Origin of the sequence: Pseudomonas sp. PS01297 (assembly GCF_029959305.1) — a bacterium.
In the GTDB taxonomy this organism is placed as follows: Bacteria; Pseudomonadota; Gammaproteobacteria; order Pseudomonadales; family Pseudomonadaceae; genus Aquipseudomonas; species Aquipseudomonas helleri.
Genome location: NZ_JASCPQ010000007.1, coordinates 44,253 through 59,918 on the forward strand (window position 1 = coordinate 44,253; position 15,666 = coordinate 59,918).

The 15,666-nt window shown below is 52.3% G+C and carries 15 protein-coding genes and 4 pseudogenes; 8 read left to right on the top strand and 11 right to left on the bottom strand.

The features are described 5' to 3' along the window. Positions 1-172: 172 nt before the first annotated feature. Positions 173-628 carry a GNAT family N-acetyltransferase gene (locus tag QMX84_RS04445; RefSeq protein ID WP_282363280.1) on the top strand — a complete coding sequence of 152 codons (456 nt, stop codon included), beginning with the start codon at positions 173-175 and terminating at the stop codon, positions 626-628. On the opposite strand, the pseudogene QMX84_RS04450 reads toward QMX84_RS04445, so the two are convergent. Beyond that, positions 580-1,569, bottom strand: a pseudogene (locus QMX84_RS04450) (IS66 family transposase); the annotation flags it as partial. The gene QMX84_RS04445 and the pseudogene QMX84_RS04450 sit on opposite strands and share 49 nt — an antisense overlap. A 15-nt stretch (positions 1,570-1,584) precedes the next feature. Continuing rightward, a pseudogene (locus QMX84_RS04455) lies at positions 1,585-2,223 on the bottom strand (SOS response-associated peptidase family protein); the annotation flags it as partial. 114 nt (positions 2,224-2,337) lie between these two features. On the opposite strand from QMX84_RS04455, the pseudogene QMX84_RS04460 reads away from it, so the two are divergent. Together QMX84_RS04460 and QMX84_RS04465 are read left to right on the top strand one after the other, a co-directional pair. Further along, positions 2,338-2,571: pseudogene (locus QMX84_RS04460) on the top strand (S24 family peptidase); the annotation flags it as partial. Beyond that, positions 2,564-3,294, top strand: a pseudogene (locus tag QMX84_RS04465) (DUF4113 domain-containing protein). The pseudogenes QMX84_RS04460 and QMX84_RS04465, both read left to right, overlap by 8 nt. Before the next feature lie 65 nt (positions 3,295-3,359). On the opposite strand, the gene QMX84_RS04470 reads toward QMX84_RS04465, so the two are convergent. The 3 genes from QMX84_RS04470 to QMX84_RS04480 all read right to left on the bottom strand — a co-directional run bounded on the left by QMX84_RS04470 (position 3,360) and on the right by QMX84_RS04480 (position 5,267). After that, on the bottom strand, positions 3,360-3,632 hold the full coding sequence (locus QMX84_RS04470; protein WP_282363281.1) for a DUF3077 domain-containing protein: 273 nt from the start codon (positions 3,630-3,632) through the stop codon (positions 3,360-3,362). 468 nt (positions 3,633-4,100) lie between these two features. Next, a complete protein-coding gene (locus tag QMX84_RS04475) occupies positions 4,101-4,757 on the bottom strand; it encodes a DUF2931 family protein (protein ID WP_282363282.1) in 657 nt (218 codons plus the stop codon). A gap of 303 nt (positions 4,758-5,060) precedes the next feature. Then, positions 5,061-5,267: a hypothetical protein gene (locus tag QMX84_RS04480; RefSeq protein WP_282363283.1), complete on the bottom strand. Its 207-nt coding sequence runs from the start codon at positions 5,265-5,267 to the stop codon at positions 5,061-5,063. Here QMX84_RS04480 and QMX84_RS04485 point away from each other — a divergent pair. Continuing rightward, a complete protein-coding gene (locus QMX84_RS04485; protein WP_282363284.1) occupies positions 5,266-5,907 on the top strand; it encodes a polysaccharide lyase family 7 protein in 642 nt (213 codons plus the stop codon). The two genes, QMX84_RS04480 and QMX84_RS04485, sit on opposite strands and share 2 nt — an antisense overlap. A 200-nt stretch (positions 5,908-6,107) precedes the next feature. Here QMX84_RS04485 and QMX84_RS04490 read toward each other — a convergent pair whose 3' ends face one another. Beyond that, entirely contained in the window at positions 6,108-6,719 is a 612-nt protein-coding gene (locus tag QMX84_RS04490; RefSeq protein WP_282363285.1) for a LysE family transporter, read from the bottom strand. 65 nt (positions 6,720-6,784) lie between these two features. Here QMX84_RS04490 and QMX84_RS04495 point away from each other — a divergent pair, with 65 nt between their 5' ends. From QMX84_RS04495 to QMX84_RS04505, 3 genes are all read left to right on the top strand, one after another. Continuing rightward, positions 6,785-7,702 carry a LysR family transcriptional regulator gene (locus QMX84_RS04495; RefSeq protein ID WP_282363286.1) on the top strand — a complete coding sequence of 306 codons (918 nt, stop codon included), beginning with the start codon at positions 6,785-6,787 and terminating at the stop codon, positions 7,700-7,702. 321 nt (positions 7,703-8,023) lie between these two features. Continuing rightward, positions 8,024-8,359, top strand: coding sequence for a hypothetical protein (locus tag QMX84_RS04500; protein WP_048370528.1), 336 nt, complete (start codon positions 8,024-8,026; stop codon positions 8,357-8,359). Positions 8,360-9,032: 673 nt separating this feature from the next. After that, the gene (locus QMX84_RS04505) at positions 9,033-9,734 is read left to right on the top strand and encodes a LuxR family transcriptional regulator (protein ID WP_282363287.1); all 702 of its coding nucleotides are present in this window, start codon (positions 9,033-9,035) and stop codon (positions 9,732-9,734) included. A gap of 32 nt (positions 9,735-9,766) precedes the next feature. Here QMX84_RS04505 and QMX84_RS04510 read toward each other — a convergent pair whose 3' ends face one another. The 4 genes from QMX84_RS04510 to QMX84_RS04525 all read right to left on the bottom strand — a co-directional run bounded on the left by QMX84_RS04510 (position 9,767) and on the right by QMX84_RS04525 (position 13,519). Further along, positions 9,767-9,973 (bottom strand): hypothetical protein, encoded by a 207-nt coding sequence (locus QMX84_RS04510; RefSeq protein WP_262126528.1) that lies wholly within the window; start codon positions 9,971-9,973, stop codon positions 9,767-9,769. Between the two features lie 308 nt (positions 9,974-10,281). Continuing rightward, positions 10,282-10,680 carry a DUF3757 domain-containing protein gene (locus tag QMX84_RS04515; RefSeq protein WP_282363289.1) on the bottom strand — a complete coding sequence of 133 codons (399 nt, stop codon included), beginning with the start codon at positions 10,678-10,680 and terminating at the stop codon, positions 10,282-10,284. 480 nt (positions 10,681-11,160) lie between these two features. Next, a complete protein-coding gene (locus QMX84_RS04520) occupies positions 11,161-11,997 on the bottom strand; it encodes a nitrilase family protein (protein ID WP_282363290.1) in 837 nt (278 codons plus the stop codon). Positions 11,998-12,016: 19 nt separating this feature from the next. Then, complete coding sequence (locus QMX84_RS04525) at positions 12,017-13,519, bottom strand: cytosine permease (RefSeq protein ID WP_273220567.1); 1,503 nt, start codon at positions 13,517-13,519, stop codon at positions 12,017-12,019. Between the two features lie 298 nt (positions 13,520-13,817). Here QMX84_RS04525 and QMX84_RS04530 point away from each other — a divergent pair, with 298 nt between their 5' ends. Further along, entirely contained in the window at positions 13,818-14,732 is a 915-nt protein-coding gene (locus QMX84_RS04530; RefSeq protein ID WP_282363291.1) for a LysR family transcriptional regulator, read from the top strand. Positions 14,733-14,736: 4 nt separating this feature from the next. Here the strand turns inward: QMX84_RS04530 and QMX84_RS04535 are convergent, their stop codons facing one another. Beyond that, complete coding sequence (locus QMX84_RS04535; RefSeq protein WP_282363292.1) at positions 14,737-15,639, bottom strand: LysR family transcriptional regulator; 903 nt, start codon at positions 15,637-15,639, stop codon at positions 14,737-14,739. Between the last annotated feature and the right edge of the window lie 27 nt (positions 15,640-15,666).

Here is a 15,666-nt window from a genome sequence, read left to right on the forward strand (position 1 = left end):
CGCTACTCGTCGCTATGTTTGTGGTTGGGTCTAGAGGCAGGCTGTGTATGCGTGTGCACATATCCGCTCTGACGTAGTTTTTTCACAAGGTCCTGAATTTGTTCAGTAAGCGTCCGGCGAAGGCCCATTGAGATGGGCTACGCTGTGATCGTTAAAGATTGAGGTTCCCAACATGGAATGTCAGGTTCGCCCCGCAACAGGCGGAGATACAGCAGCAATTAGCCGTGTAGTGATCGCCGCTCTGCGTGAGTCAAATTCACAGGATTACTCACCTGACGTTATCGCTCAGGTGGAGGGGAGCTTTGCTCCTGAAGCCGTCAGCGCCCTGCTCGATAAGCGCAAGGTTCTCGTAGCCTTGCTAGGCGAAATTATTATCGGCACTGCAAGCCTCGACGGTGATGTTGTTAGAAGCGTTTTCGTGGATCCTGCATACCAAGGTGGCGGTATCGGTCGGCAGTTGATGGATGTCATTCATGCTACTGCTGCCAGCGCTGGTGTTGGAGCTTTGCGGGTGCCGTCGTCGATTACGGCGGAGAAGTTTTACGCTACGTTGGGTTATCAGAAAATTCGCGACGAGTTTCATGGCGCTGAGCGCACCATCGTTATGGAAAAACGGCTTGAGGGGTAGTCCCGGCTTTTCACCCACTTATGCGGCAGCAATTCATTGATTTCACTCGCCCGCTGCGTCGGCACGCGCGTGAGAACATCCTTCAGATAGGCGTACGGATCATGCCCATTCAGCCGCGCAGACTGGATCAAGCTCATGATCGCCGCAGCCCGTTTTCCGCTACGTAGCGACCCGGCGAAGAGCCAGTTCTTGCGTCCAAGCGCCCATGGTCGGATCTGGTTCTCGGCCCAGTTGTTGTCAATGGGGACGGCACCGTCATCGAGGTAACGCGACAGCGCTGCCCAGCGTTTCAAGCTGTAATCGAGTGCCCTGCTGATAGCCGAACCTTCGGGCACAAGGTCGCGCTGGGCGATCATCCAGGCATGCAGCCTCTCCATCACCGGCACGGCTTTTTCTTGCCGTATTCGGCACCGTAAATCCGGCTCCAGGTCGTGCACTTCGCTTTCGATTTCGTACAACAACTGGATGTAGCGCAGCGCCTGCTCGGCGATTTGGCTCTTATTAGTTGCGTGCAATTCGAAGAACTTGCGCCGGGCATGGGCCATGCAGCCGATTTCGATCACGCCGAGTTCGAAACTCGCCTTGTAACCGCCAAAATCGTCGCAGACCAGTTTGCCTTTCCAGCCGTGCAGGAAGTTACGAGCATGCTCTCCGGCGCGGCTGGGGCTGAAGTCATAAACAACTGCTGCCACGTCCGAGAACTGACTGGTGGCGTAGGCCCATACATAGGAATGGTGGGTTTTCTTTGTGCCCGGAGCGAGCATTTGTACGGGCGTTTCGTCCGCGTGCACGACCTGTTGTCCTGTCACCACGTCACGCAGGGCATCGACCAGGGGCTGCAACTGCACGCCCGTCATACCAACCCACTGGGCCAACGTCGAACGTGGAATCGCCAAGCCAGCTCGCCCGAAAATCGATTCCTGACGGTAAAGCGGAAGATTCCTAACATTCCCCACCTCTTTCCCAACCCGAAACCACTCAAACTCCTCAGTAGCCTGGCACCCGCCCAAAGCCAATTCCTCAGCTCTCTCAGCATCCAAATCACCCTCAACCCATTCCCGCGCATACTCCGGCGCAAACACCAGCGGGCGTCGATCATGAATATTCATCATCCCTTGGTCACTGGCTGCGGTGATGATCACAAAGCCATCCCCATCATGAGGCTCTAACCCCGGATGCACTTGTGCAAGCGCAGCAAAGAACATCGGCGCCTTGCTTTTCAAGCGTATGAAGTAGGGCTGTTTCTTTTTCGGGTCGTCCGGATCTTTGACCCACTCGTACCATCCATCTGCCATGACCAAAGCACGGCCATTGGGCCACAGTTGTTTGAAGAATTTGCCGGTGGTGACGGTTTATACGCGGGCGTTGATGGGATCCGGCCGTTTGCCTTTTGCCCAGAAGGGCGCCCAGCCCCAGTGCACGGGATCTATCCGTAACCCGTCTTCCACGCCATGAATAATGTTGACGCGGGTGCTGGGGGCGATGTTGTAGCTGCCAATGGGGTGGTTGTCGTAGCTGCTGACGATCTTTCTGTCGCTGGCCAATACGTCCAGGTAATCAGCGATGCCTCGGTACTGCACAAATCGTCCGCACATGGCGAGGGCCTCGTTGGCTGTAGCGACTGCAGGGAGCGTAGACGCATTAAACGGGATGTTCCTCTCGTCTAAATCTCATGCAGACGTATTGCTCAGATCTGTCCTGCGCGCGTCATGAGCTTCACTCTTTTAGGTCCTCTCGTGGAGGGCGGAATTCCTATACCGCTGTGTTTGTTCAAGATTCCGGCCGGGTTTCAGTCACCGGCGGCGGATCATATCGAGCAGGCGATTTCTTTGGATGAAGTGCTCAATGTGCGTGCGCCGCATGTTCATCTGGCGTCTATCGATGGCGACAGCATGCAGGGGATCGGGATTTTTTCAGGGGATTTGGCGGTGATCGATCGCTCCGGTTTTCGCGCTGATCGACTGCAACAGTTTCTATGCCAGTTGCGAGCGGGTGTTCAGGCCGGATTTGGCCAAAGTCCCCATCGTGGTGCTCAGCAATAACGATGGCTGTGTGATCGCCCGCAGTTATGACGCCAAGCCGTTTGTGAAAATGGGCGAGCCGTATTTTCAGATCAAGCAGCGGTTGGAGCAGCACGGCATTATTGCGTTCTCTTCGAACTATGCGCTGTATGGCGACATGAGCGAGCGGGTCATGAGTCTGATTGAGTCGATGGTGCCAGCGGCAGAGGTCTACAGCATTGATGAGTCGTTCGCCGACTTTACGGGCCTTCCGGACGCCACTGCGATGGGGCGGGCGTTGCGCGCCAGGATCCTGAAGTGCACGGGTATTCCTGTCGGGGTGGTGATCGGCCCCTCTTGACCAAGGCGGCGGTCGAAGCGCTCACCCATGTTTTTCAGCCCGGGTTCAAATACAGCAAGGCTGAGGCGTTGCTCATGGATCTACGGCAACCGGACGAGTTCTAGGGTGATCTGTTTGCGGTCAATCAGCCCGCAGAGGCGACCAGGGTGATGGCCGTTCTGGATCAAATTAACGCGCGCTGGGGCTGGGGCACGCTACGGGCTGCCTGTGTGCCCAGCAAACCGGATTGGGGCATGCGCAGGGAGATGATGAGTCAAAGCTATACGACCCGGCTGGATCAGTTGTGGCGACTGTCGTGTCATTAGCAGCAGGACATAACCCCACCCGGTAGCGATGGGGCTGCCCATGGGCTGACGCTAAACCCATACCGTTACGGTACGTCTTGCAGCCCCAAGGTCACGTCGTCAATGATCGCTTTCGCCATTTCGCTGAGGTAGTGCGACGCCCAGCGCATGGTTTCATGGCCATCATCCATGGCGCCCAGGTAAGAGAGCGTGTTGACGCAGTTCAACAGCAAAGAGGCATGTTGCAGAGCTTCTTCACCTGAGACACCGGCAATGACGCAGAACAGGCGCTGGTTCTCTGCGTTGCAGGTGCCAAAGGTGGCGCCGCCAACGGTTTTGATCAACGGTGAGACGTTCATAGGGCACCTCGTTTTGCATCGAGGAGTTGAACGTTGGGCAGGGCGACAGTTCGCGTCGGGCATTTTTTGAACGGATTGAGAGCGTGCATCTGGCATTACTCCTATTGTTGAGGAACTGCCACGAACCGCCGTCAAACGATTTAGGGTGGCAGCTGTGCGCAGGTTGACGGACCGGGACAATAGGAAACCCGGCAGACCCGAAGATCTCCCACGCACAGCCGCCATAACGAAGATGCGGACGCAAAAAAAGCGCCTGCAATCGTAATGGGGGCGCCTGTGCGCCTATTGTTAATCGGGCCGTCAAACCCGTTCGCTGATGTGCAGCGACGTCGGAAGGGTAACGCTGGGGTCCTTAAAGTGCAACCGCGAGCCTGTTTCTCACTCAAGTTAAACCGGCCTCAAACCGAAGCATCGCAGCGCGCGCCCACCAATCCATGTCTGCTCAGCGCTTCAGCGCCTAAAGAGGCATTACCAACTGCCATAGGGGATGCCATAGCGTTCGACATAACGTTTCGAAGGTTCTTCTTGCGGACTGTATTTTCCATCTGATTTACCTTGGAACGGGCCCAACGGCTCAATCTCTGCTTGGGCGCTGGAGACCAAGACCCTGCCCAAGCAGTTGTCCTTCACCCAAGCCTTGATAACGCCTCCTGGTGCCACGCCAATTATTGCCAATGCCGAGTAGTTCGCTGCATCATTTGGCCAGTCAGGGCAACGACGCGCAGTGGAGCCGCGCATGATGCTTCGGGCGTTTTCAGTAATTTCGATCCAGCCTTTATAGGTTTTCTGCTCAACGACGGATTGCCAACGCACGAAGATACGTTTGGGCAAATCAGCACCCGTAATAGGGTAAAAGTTACCTCCTATAGTGCCCCAACCCCGGGCGTATTCTTTGCCCAGCCCTGGGTCGCCAGACCCAAGCGCCCCTCCAGGCCCTCTGAACCATCGACCTTTCATATCCTCGACAGTGATCTGCTCAACCCAGCCAGACATATAGGAAGGGCCAATGTAATCAAGATTCCAAGAGTCGTCCTTGGGGTCGTTTGCACCAGACAGTGGGTCGTTTTTACAGGCTGAGAGCATCAAAATGCACAGCAGCATAAAAGCTGTTTTGAACCGTTTCATAACACAGCCTCTGTCCGCACATGGCGCCAGATTTTATTGGGTACGTCTTCATTCGCCATCTGAGTACTTTCGCTTCTTGAAAAGCGTGAACTGTAGGGTGGCTGAGGCGAACATGGATGTAGGAGGGAGCACGTAGATACCGAAGGAAAAAACCGTTATTTGCGTAGGTGCTGAAGGGTGCGGTCTTGTGAAAAACTGTTGTGTCATCGATGGCTGTTTTTATCCGAGTGGTTTTATAAATTAAGTTTTATTTATATGCCAAGAAAGCGCTTTGATCAGATTGATTTCCCATGTGCGGATCGATTATTTTTGTTTTTTGAAAGCATAAGCTAAGGCGGTGAGGGTGATGGCTTGCAAACTGAGCGGAGTAAAATTTACAACGAAATATATTTTGGTCATAAGTGTGGTGGTGGGGTGTTCTAATGCTTTCGCGCTAGACGCCGGTAAGGCACCGGGTTTCAATTTTCCAGGTTTAACTTCTTCGTATCTTCTCCAGGATTTTAATGGCATGAATCTCCCGGAAGAGGTGGCTTTGACTAAGGACTACCAGAGTTCTTATTTTTACTCAAACTGTTACAGTCCAAATAATTGCTATCGAAGTGTGCCTGAAGGCTCAATGGTGTTTTTTGCTCCTTCCGGCTTCAGGTCTACACCCAATAGTAGCTACCCGCGAGTCGAGTTACGAGCAAAGAGAACATTCAGTGTGGGGCAAGAGATTGATGTTGAACAATCGGGTTCTGTTTATATAGTGCAAAACCCAAAGACGAAATCTATTATCTTTGCTCAGATTCATGGGGATAAATCGGGAGGGTCTGAGCTGTTAAAGCTTCGCTGGAAAGACGGCGCTATTGTTGCAGGGATAAAGAGTCGTTTTGGCGATAGCGAGAGCCAGTCAATATTGTTGGCGGGTGTAAAGCTCAATGAAAAAATTGATTATAAGATTGAAGCTAAGGGTGGGGATGGCGAAATGAGACTGTCCATCAAGGTTTCCGTAAATGGCAAAAATTCTATCAAGGAGTTCTCGTTTCAGAAGACTGGGTGGGAAGGTGTGGGTTTGTATTTTAAGGCCGGGAACTATAATCAAACTTCTGATCCTGACGGGGCAGCCGCTATAGTCGCCTACAGCGCCATAAATATTGAATACAGGTAGGCATAGATGAAAGTTGAAAAAAGCATGGTGGGTATGTCTTCAATAAATTTATTGCAAGGCAGCGATAAGAGTAAGTCTTTGCAGGCTTGAGTGGCGTTAGCAACTGGCCGAATCCACTCACCCGCTACCTCTGTAGGCGAGTGAGCACATTCTTTGATGACATACCGCTGTTCCCGAGCAAAGGCCAATTCAACTTAGCTTTAACGCTGAGCGATTGTCAGTAGTACTCCAAAACTCACGAGCAGGCCGCCAAATATCCGGTCAATCCAATGTCGTGCAGCCACCAATTTCTCGCGCACCCTCCCGGCTGAGAAGCACAGTGCTATTAGGCTGAACCATAGGATGTGCGCCCCCGCGATGAACAACCCATAGGCCATTTGTACTGTTATAGCTGTGTCCGGTCGCACTACCCCCATGAACAGACTTACGATGAAAATCGCTGTTTTAGGATTCAACGCGTTTGTGAGAAACCCCGTACGCAGGGCTGCAAGGTCTGACATGACGGGTGGCGGTGCGTCTAAACGCTCAATAGCCGGTTTGGAACGAAGCATTTTGACGCCCAGGTAGACGAGATATGCCGCCCCTGCGAGCTTAAGAGCACTGAACAACCAAAGCGTTTGTTGAAGCACCAACCCTAGTCCAAGCAGTGTGTAGCACACGTGGACAAGCACGCCCATACCAATTCCCACGGCTGTAAGGACGCCAGCGCGTCGAGACAGTAGCAATCCGTTGCGAGAAACCAAGGCGAAATCAGGCCCTGGACTGATGCATGCAAGTGTTGTAATGGTGATTACTGCTATCCATTCGTTCATGGTTTACCTTGAAATAACTTTTCATAGGCAGCCATGTTTTCAGATTACGAGTCCTGGTAATAACGATGATTTCTAAAAGAAATGGTGATTTTAAATCACTAATTTCTGACGGCCGCATGCCATCTTTGCTCGCATTGCGTTGCTTCGAATCAGCTGGACGGCTCGAAAGCTTTGCCCGCGCGGCTGACGAACTGCATCTGACGCCAGGTGCTATCAGCCGAGCAGTGCGCTTGCTTGAAGATGATTTGGGCATCGACCTGTTCGAGCGGCGAAATCGCAGGGTTTTCTTAACAAATACCGGAAAACGTCTCGCTAAAGCGGTTAGCGAAGGGTTTGGGTTGATGAGCAACGCAGTTCGCGAGATACGCAGCGACTCCCGCCGTGCTCGTCAGCTTGTCCTGTCCTGTGAGCCAACGTTGTTAATGCGCTGGTTGATACCACGCTGGAGCGACTTCCAAGCACTTCATCCAGGGTTAGACATTCACTTGGTGGCTGGCGGCGGCACGTTTTCATTCGACCAGGGCATAGACTTGGCTATCCGGCGGGACGATTTTCCCTGCCCTCCCGATTACCATTCTGAGACGCTATTCCAAGAGAAGGTTGGCCCTGTGTGCCGGCCAGAAAAGGTGGATGTGTGGTTCGGCAAAAGCAGGCGTGTTTTGCGTTCATCTGCTCCGCTGCTTCAGACGATAAGCCGACCTACGGCTTGGCAGGAGTGGGCGACTGCAAAAGGATTACCTGCTCCTGATGTGGAGATGCAAGCATTTGAGCACTTTTATTTCAGCATTCAGGCGGCTGTCGCAGGTCTCGGGGTTGCTATTGGTCCGTGGCATTTAGTGCGCGACGATATCCAGAGCGGCGTGTTGACGGCGCCTTTAGGATTCGTTGAAGACGGCTCACGCTATTGCCTGTTGTCTCCAGTTGCGCCGAAACCAGGCAGCTTGGAAATGGATTTACTTATCTGGTTGCAGGCCTTGGGCTGAGGCTATCCACCTACGCCAAGAGCCGGTCGCGACATTTGCCACGCGTAATCAAACTTCGGCGACGCGCTTTCTTGCCAACGAGGACGAGAACGTCCAGAAGGTTCTCTGACCTTCCTGCTGCTGTTGGGCTTTCTCGGCGATGTCAGCCATGGTTTAACGCCCTCAGGCTTGGTCGCTGGGTTTTGCGTGGATGATGTGCCGAAAGTCTATATAGCTATCAGCGATAAAAATGAGTAGCAAAGCTGTCAAAAGCTTCAGCCCTTAGGGTAGAGTGCCGCCGCCCGATAATTGGATTCGGGTTCTATTGAATGGAGTAACACCGTGAAGATCGTTAGTAAAACCCTCGCTTCTGCTGTATGTGTTTTGGCTCTTGCAGGTTGTACCGGTACGGCTATGAAGACTCATCAGTACGATAGCAACCAGTACACCGTCGTAGGCCACAGTGAAGCGAGCGCTACGGGTGTGATGCTTTTCGGTCTGATTCCTATTGGTCAGAACAGTCGTTTTGTCCGTGCGCAGACATCTGCAATCCAGGCCAAGGGCGGCGATGCGCTGATTAATACACAAGTCCAGGAAAAATGGTTTTGGGCCTGGGTTCTGAACGGCTACACCACCACCGTTTCTGGCGATGTGATTAAGCTGAAAACTGCTGAGTAAGTAGCTTTTGGTTTAAGAAAGCCCGGTTTCCGGGCTTTCTTGTTTTCAGCGTTTGGAGACTCTGTGAGTTGAGTTAATCACGATGATGTTCCTGCATAGCCATTTTGTTATGACATCGGTCAGACCGTTGTCATGGCACAGATACTTTCTCCAGCACCAGGCTGCGTGAGCTGCAGGGCAGGGTCATCGTCCATGACGCCCAGGTTCGAAAGCGTGGTGACACCGTCAGACAGTTAAGAGGCATGACGCCTGCTGGTATTGGGCAGTCTGTGTCCACATCACCTATGAGCGGATTTATCCATGGCCTGAGTATTTCAATGTTTACTGTGGTTGGCCAATTCTAAACTCTGGATATATAGATTAAACACAGTGGCTGCGTTGTTTCGGTCATTGCTATAGCGCCTTTTGATTAAGGCCATCCAAAAAGAGATGTAAGACTGTATTTTTCACCGTCTTGTATATTCAAATGGAGGCTATTTAATAGGCGACCGGGGAATAATTACGGATCGTTTTAAAAATTAAAAGAGTTAATGTGCTTGGTTGTGTTGAGCAGAGGGGTAAACGTATTAAACGCGATATTCTTATTATAAAAACTCCTTGCTGAATATTTCATTTTCATTAAAAATGAATTCGTAATGTGTGGTGCTACCTGATGAGATAAGGAGTTCTGTTGATGGGTGAGTTGAATAACTATTTTAGAAGTGAGGAATATTCACAGGAGACTGCGTATTTATACAGCTATGCCGAGCGTGCTGTTTTGAATATGGGCTTTGATTATTTTATCTTTCGCATGATCATACCTACCTATCTGAGTAGTACTGGCGGTGCAGTGCTGACTAATATCCCGCCAGAAATAATGAAGCCGTATGAAGATAAGAATCAAGTAGAAGACAACCCTATTATTCGTCATTGCCGTACCAGTTTATTGCCCATTATTTGGGGCGCTGAATCTTGTCCAAAACTTAAGGATCTGATTCAAAAAGAAACAGGCAGCTATGCATGGTCTCAAGCACTGCATGATCATACGTGTGTCTCAAGTCTGATAACGGTTATCAGGGCTCATAACACTATCTCGGATCAAGATATTGTTGAAAAAGGCGGCAGCGTGATGTTGCTGTGTTCAAAGCTTCATACGTACTTTATGGATGCTTACCTCTCTGATTCAGATCGTTATAATAGGTTGCTCAAAATCACTGCAAGAGAACGTGAGATATTGAATTATTACGGGCAAGGGAAAACAGCTTCGGAAATCGGAATGGTGTTATCTATTTCGTCCAGGACCGTAAATTTTCATCTGAACAATATCTACACAAAGCTAGGTGTTTCGAACAGTAAAGAGTCCCTCGTCCTTGCTGTTAAGTTTGGTCTTATCTAAAACGGCCGTTAACGGTTTGTCTCGCAATTGTACTAATGCAGTGTCACCACACTGCCGTCTTCGCACAATCTAATTCGGGACAACGATTTTTTTAGGCTTCTGAGGGAAGACTCAAGCGCTTGAGCTTTATCATCACGGCCTTCAACAGTCTGTTGAGTCGCGGTTTCTTCAATTTTTTTTGCGGCTTCGTTAATACGCTCGTGCACGAGAGTCAGCCTGGTTTTTATTTTTTTCTGCATGGTAAAGGTTCCGGAAAATTCACCCGTACTGACAAGCGCCCGATACAGGACGAGACATTCGTTGTTGAGTTACGGGTATAGAGAAATGCTGATGTGGAGTGTTAGATGGGATCGGCCGAGTTTGCGTGCGGCTACTGCGTAGCCCGCAAGATAAACATTGATAGGGGACGTGCTATAGCTATAAGAATTGCGCCGTGCTTTCAGTCTTGCTTTTCATGGGGATGTATTAAGCCCAATGAAAAGCAAGCTGTTGATGTAAAGCGGCTGACCAAGGCCAGGTCGGTTATCTAGCCTGGACAGAACACCAATTACTCGAAAGTGCAGAGTTCCTGGTTGTTCTCTTTACATTCATTGCCTTTCCATGCTGTACCAACAGGCTTGGCAGCAGGTTTAGTTGTAAGGGACATCCTCACGGCCTCGTCTTTTTTACCTTCATAGTCGCAGGCTACAAATGTTTTACTGGCATTAGTGCGGATTGCCGCCATTTTAAATGTGACGTTTTTTAGATCAGATTCATCAGCCATCGGGTTTCCACCTACCCACTGCTGCCCATTGGAAGCAGCTGCTGTATAGCTAAAACCGTTACCGTCAGCAGTCTGTTTAATATCACTGACTGCCGGGCATGCAGTGGTGGCCGCATAAGCGTTACCCATCAATGCCATCATAGTAATAATACCGGCGGACATTGTTGTCAGGCTTTTAGTCATGTTTATTGCTCCGAGTCTTATGGGATACGATTTTTAGTTGTTTTACGTCTGTGAAGGCAGTCGGAGTGAGGAGAAAAACAGTGCACTAAACATACTTAAACTCAGCACCCTCTGGTAAACCAATGTCATAAACATGTGGCGTCAAGTTAATGCTCGCCCGCTAGCGAACCAGCCGAACTATCGTCAGCGATACATGAGGGTTCAGTACCTTGTTTCCTCGCGCCGATATAAAGCGCTCTTCAAGTGTGGTTAATGCGTTACTTATTGAAGAGGTATTAGGTTAGGCGCTCGGATTGAGTGGCGTCTACTGTGATAAATAACAGGTCGTTAAAAATACTTAAGAGGATATTCAGCATTCTGAATGAGGGGGCTGCGGCCGTTCAAAGCATTTGGGGCAGTTAATCGTAGAGTAGGCCCCAGACCTGACACGGGTTGTGTCAGGTCCAATCGTAATTTAAGCAAGCAGTTGAATAGCCTGTATCACCCCACGCTCGCATAAAGCTGTGGCCGACGGTCGCCATGCAAGTCGTTAAGTTTGCTGATGTGTTTGTTGTGCGCTTCAGAGAGGTTCATCGTCGCCAGCAACAGTTGCTCGCCTGCCAGTTCCGTCGGCCCTGCCAGAGGGTAGCCGTCGGCGTCGACGATCACCGAGCCTTGCACCCAGCCAACCCCTCGCTCGTGGCCATGGCGATCGCACGCGGCGATGAACAGGCGGTTGACGGAGGCATTGGCCTGGATGCGGATGACTTCTGCCGGGCGTTCTCTTTCCGGTCGAGGGCCGTCGGGCCAATTGACCGGCGCGCAGAGCAGTTGCGCCCCGGCCAATGCGGGCAGGCGTACCCACTCCGGGAATTCCAGGTCGTAACAGATCATCATGCTGATGCGCCCAAAAGCGGTTTCTACCACCGGAGGCGGCGCATTGCCGGCGCTGAAAATCGCGTTTTCCTCGTCCCACAAGTGAGCCTTGCGGTACACCGCACGCAGGCCTTGAGCGTCAATCATTGCGGCGCTATTGGCCAACTGATCAGCCCCCAGCCGCTCGCAAAACCCTGCGACGATAAGGATGTTCAGCTCCTTTGCCAGTGCTTTCCATAAGTTGATGGCTGGCCCATCGGTGGGCTCGGAAAGTGACAGCGCTTCACTGCGGTCATGGAAGAGGTAGCCGCTCTGGACCAATTCGGGGAGCACCACAATCTGGGCGCCGGCCGAGGCTGCCTGGCGGATGACCCGCTCGGTGAGCGTTCGGTTGTAGGCAAGGTCACCGATCTTTGGTGCCACTTGGCAGCACGCAACGGTGACATTGTTGGCTCTGTTCATTTACCCGGTTTCCTGTTCTTTAAGGCTCAGACGGTGTCGACGTTTGGCTCATTGAGACGATGTCGCTTTCGCTAATGGCGTCGATCACCCGGCGTTCGTACGCAAGGTCAATCGAGCGGCTGAGCACGTAATAGACGAGCCCGGACACCAGCAGCCCGACCATCCAGGCAATGTCCACGCCGTTCAACAGGCGTGCCAGCGGGCCGACAAAAATCTCTTGGTTGGCGGTGGCATCGACGATGTAGAAAAACGGCACCATGGCTGCGAAACCCAGCAGGTAGGCAACGATCCCGCGAAATTGCCAGGCGCCATAAATGCCGTGGGGTGTGAAGAAGTGCGGGATCGCGTAACGGCCTTTGCGCACGAAGAAGTAATCCACCAGATTGACGGCAGTCCAGGGCACCAGGAAGTACAGCAACACGACCAGAAAGGTGTTCAACAGCGCGACACTGTCACCTTTTATCGACAGCACACAGGTCAACACAATGACGCTGATGGCAAAGATCGATACCACGCGGGCTTGCGGCGTCGGCGTGATTTTTTTGATGGAGTCGACCCCCGTCAGCAACGTCAACATGGCGCTGTAGGTATTGAGCGCAATGATTGGCAGAAAACCGACGACCGAGATCAGCACCAATACATTGCCTAACCCCGGGAAGACCGAAGAGCCCACCTGATTCAGTGCGACCAAGGCATCGGTGGCCTGCAACTGCTGTGAAAGCCAGGCACCGAGGCCGATCATCCACCCGCCGGATAAGGATGCACCGAGAAACACCGCTGCGATCAGTTTGGGCCTGCTGGTGTTTTTCGGAAGATAACGGGAATAGTCCGAGACATACGGCGCGTAAGAAATGTTGTAGCTGGCACCGATAGCAAACAGGGTGGCAAATGCGACCCAGTTAAAGCCAAGGTTGCTGGCTGGCGCCACGGCCTCGCTTTGGCCTGTGCCCAGCATCAAGGCGATGGTGACGAGTGTATAGAGAGGCAACGTGGCCAGCAGCGCCCACTTGAACGCTTTGTGCATCAGGTCGTGGCCATAGACAGAGAGCAATGCGCCGATGAGCACGACAGCGGTGGCCACAAGGGTCGGGTCAAAACCAAAGACATGTTTGAGGCCGTCGATGATCAGTGAAATATTCACCACGTTGAAGCCGACAAACACGAACATCGTCGCCACCAGGGCGAGGATCACCCCGCGGTAGCCAAACTGCGCCCGCGACTGGATCATTTGCGGCAGGCCCATCTCAGGCCCCTGGGAGCCATGGAAGGCCATAAAAATGGTGCCCAGCATGATCCCGAGCGTGCCCGCCAGCGCTGTCCACAGGGCCGAAAGCCCCAGGCTTGGGCCTACAAAGCCAATAGAAATGGTGAAAAAGTGGAAATTGCCCAAAAACCAGAAAGGGCCTTGGCTGCTGAGCTTGGCGTGCCGCTCGTTTTGCGGAATGTAATCGATCGAATGGCCTTCGATGGCCATCCCGTCGCTTGTTTTTAAGGTGCACGTGGGGCTCTTGGGGGCTGACATACGATTCTCCTTTTGCTGGAATCGACAGTGATCATTGTTTTTATAAAGTGAAGCTGTCAGTGCAGGCGGGCGGCTCCATCACCCTGTCTCTCAATCAGGTAGAACTCCAGAACACTGCGATGAGATCGCCAAAAAACGTTGTGGCACGTGCACCAAAAACCGACCTATCATCGCTCGCCATCAAGGCGATTGAGTGCCGGTCCTTGGCAATGTAGGGGTCAATTTCAAGCTGTTAAATATCAGAGGCCAACTGTTCACATAGGTGTTTTTCTATGTAAGCCGTTTGCCAGGAGCGCGCATGTTAGGAACGGTGTCGGAGCTGGATATACGCTTGATTCGGGTATTTCTGGCCGTTGTTGAAGCCGGCGGCATATCCGCAGCGCAAACGGCGCTCAATACGACGCAGCCCACGATCAGTGCGCAATTGGCCACCTTGGAAGCCAGGCTGGGGTTTCGCCTGTGTGAGCGCGGGCGCGCGGGGTTTTCTGTCACGCCCAAAGGCCAGCAGTTTCTCGATGCTGCGCGTCGCTTGATGGCTGCCACAGAAGGCTTTCGCATTGAGGTTCAGCACATCAATCGCAAAATTACCGGTAACGTCAATATCGGTTTGATGGGCCAGATCGATCCCGTAGCCAACAAAAAAATCGCGCTGGCCATCGCCCGTCTGCGATCCGAGCATGAAGGGCTCTACTTTCACTTTACTGAGCTGTCTTCCTCGCTTCTGGAAGAGAAGTTGATCAATGGGCATCTGGATCTGGCGATCGGCTACTTTTGGCGACGGTTGACCAATATCGACTATTTTTCGCTGTTTCAAGAGACACAAATTGCTTATTGCGGGCCGTCTCATGTGCTTTTTGATCAAGTTGGAGCGCTCAGCAGCGAGGATGTTCGCGAGCATGACTGGGTCTGGCCCAGCCACCCGTTACCGGAAATGCCAGTCCCTACCTCCATTGAGCGCTTGACCGCGCTCACCGACAGCATGGACGGGGCCGCCTTGTTGATTTTGTCGGGTCAGCATTTGGGCTTCCTGCCTCAGCATTACGCCGCCAAACATGAAGTGCTGGGGCAGTTGCATCCGCTTAACGCTGAGCAGTTACGTTACGAGGTCGGTTTTCATGCCGCCGTCCGACACTCAACGCGTCAGCATGATGTGGTGAGCGCCTTTCTGGCCGAGTTGACGGCTATTTTTGCGGCTGATTCGATCGTGGCGTGAGGCTTTACCCGGCGATCAAGAGCCTTGAAAAATCGCACAGTTTTTGCGCGATCACTCCAATATCCTGGCTGACGCCTATCCAGCGGCCAGGTCTGTAAAGGGCCACATAGTTAATGTTCGGTAATGGCGGCTCGCAGCGTATTTCGCTCAGGTCGCCTCTTTCCAGAAGATGCTGCAAACAACGTTTTGGTAAATAGGAAATACCCAGCCCGCACATGGTCAAACCGACTTGCGCGAGCAAGTTGCTCGCGGTCACGGTATTGGCGAAATAGACGCTCTGATCCGCAAACCATTTTTGATAGAACAAGCCGGTGCCTGAAGAAGTCCCTTGGGCCAATAATTTTTGCTGTGAAAGTTCAAGCACGCTCCATGTTTGTTCGGTGTCCAGCAATCTGGGCGAGCACATCCAGGCAAACCCTACTGTTTGCAAGGCTACCGTGATGGATCTGGCGTCCGAGAATATATCCGGCACAACAACAAGGTCTAACTGGTCCTGTTCAAACTTGCGAAAGAGTTCTGCGCCGACCTCGACCACCGGTTCCAATTGCAGGCGAGGGTAGACCTCGCTCACGGCCTCGACCAATGACGGGAGCCAGGTCATGGCGGTCAGTTCTGTCACCCCGATACGATACCGGCCCACCAGGATCGTCTTGTCGCTGACCTCACCCAGCATGTGGTCGCGCCGGTAGAGCAAGTCGGTGGCATGTTCCAGCAATAAAGAGCCTTTTGTGGTCAGTCGGGCCGTGCGCCGCGTGCGATCAAACATCGCCACGCTGAAGGTCTCTTCGAGTTCAACGATTCTTTTGGATATCGCTGATTGGGACATATTTAACTTGGTTGCCGCTGCTTCGAAACTGCCTAGCTGGGCAATCCAGTAAAGAGCCTCCAATTGCTTAAAAGTCACCATGTAGAGCAGCCTTGTTCAGGTGTTGCC

Bases quoted from the DNA above. Each gene is read 5' to 3' on its own strand.
- QMX84_RS04445 (WP_282363280.1), top strand. From the start codon at position 173: ATGGAATGTCAGGTTCGCCCCGCAACAGGCGGAGATACAGCAGCAATT.
- QMX84_RS04470 (WP_282363281.1), bottom strand. From the start codon at position 3,632: ATGAACGTCTCACCGTTGATCAAAACCGTTGGCGGCGCCACCTTTGGC.
- QMX84_RS04475 (WP_282363282.1), bottom strand. From the start codon at position 4,757: ATGAAACGGTTCAAAACAGCTTTTATGCTGCTGTGCATTTTGATGCTC.
- QMX84_RS04485 (WP_282363284.1), top strand. From the start codon at position 5,266: ATGAATCTCCCGGAAGAGGTGGCTTTGACTAAGGACTACCAGAGTTCT.
- QMX84_RS04480 (WP_282363283.1), bottom strand. From the start codon at position 5,267: ATGCCATTAAAATCCTGGAGAAGATACGAAGAAGTTAAACCTGGAAAA.
- QMX84_RS04490 (WP_282363285.1), bottom strand. From the start codon at position 6,719: ATGAACGAATGGATAGCAGTAATCACCATTACAACACTTGCATGCATC.
- QMX84_RS04495 (WP_282363286.1), top strand. From the start codon at position 6,785: ATGATTTCTAAAAGAAATGGTGATTTTAAATCACTAATTTCTGACGGC.
- QMX84_RS04505 (WP_282363287.1), top strand. From the start codon at position 9,033: ATGGGTGAGTTGAATAACTATTTTAGAAGTGAGGAATATTCACAGGAG.
- QMX84_RS04510 (WP_262126528.1), bottom strand. From the start codon at position 9,973: ATGCAGAAAAAAATAAAAACCAGGCTGACTCTCGTGCACGAGCGTATT.
- QMX84_RS04515 (WP_282363289.1), bottom strand. From the start codon at position 10,680: ATGACTAAAAGCCTGACAACAATGTCCGCCGGTATTATTACTATGATG.
- QMX84_RS04520 (WP_282363290.1), bottom strand. From the start codon at position 11,997: ATGAACAGAGCCAACAATGTCACCGTTGCGTGCTGCCAAGTGGCACCA.
- QMX84_RS04525 (WP_273220567.1), bottom strand. From the start codon at position 13,519: ATGTCAGCCCCCAAGAGCCCCACGTGCACCTTAAAAACAAGCGACGGG.
- QMX84_RS04530 (WP_282363291.1), top strand. From the start codon at position 13,818: ATGTTAGGAACGGTGTCGGAGCTGGATATACGCTTGATTCGGGTATTT.
- QMX84_RS04535 (WP_282363292.1), bottom strand. From the start codon at position 15,639: ATGGTGACTTTTAAGCAATTGGAGGCTCTTTACTGGATTGCCCAGCTA.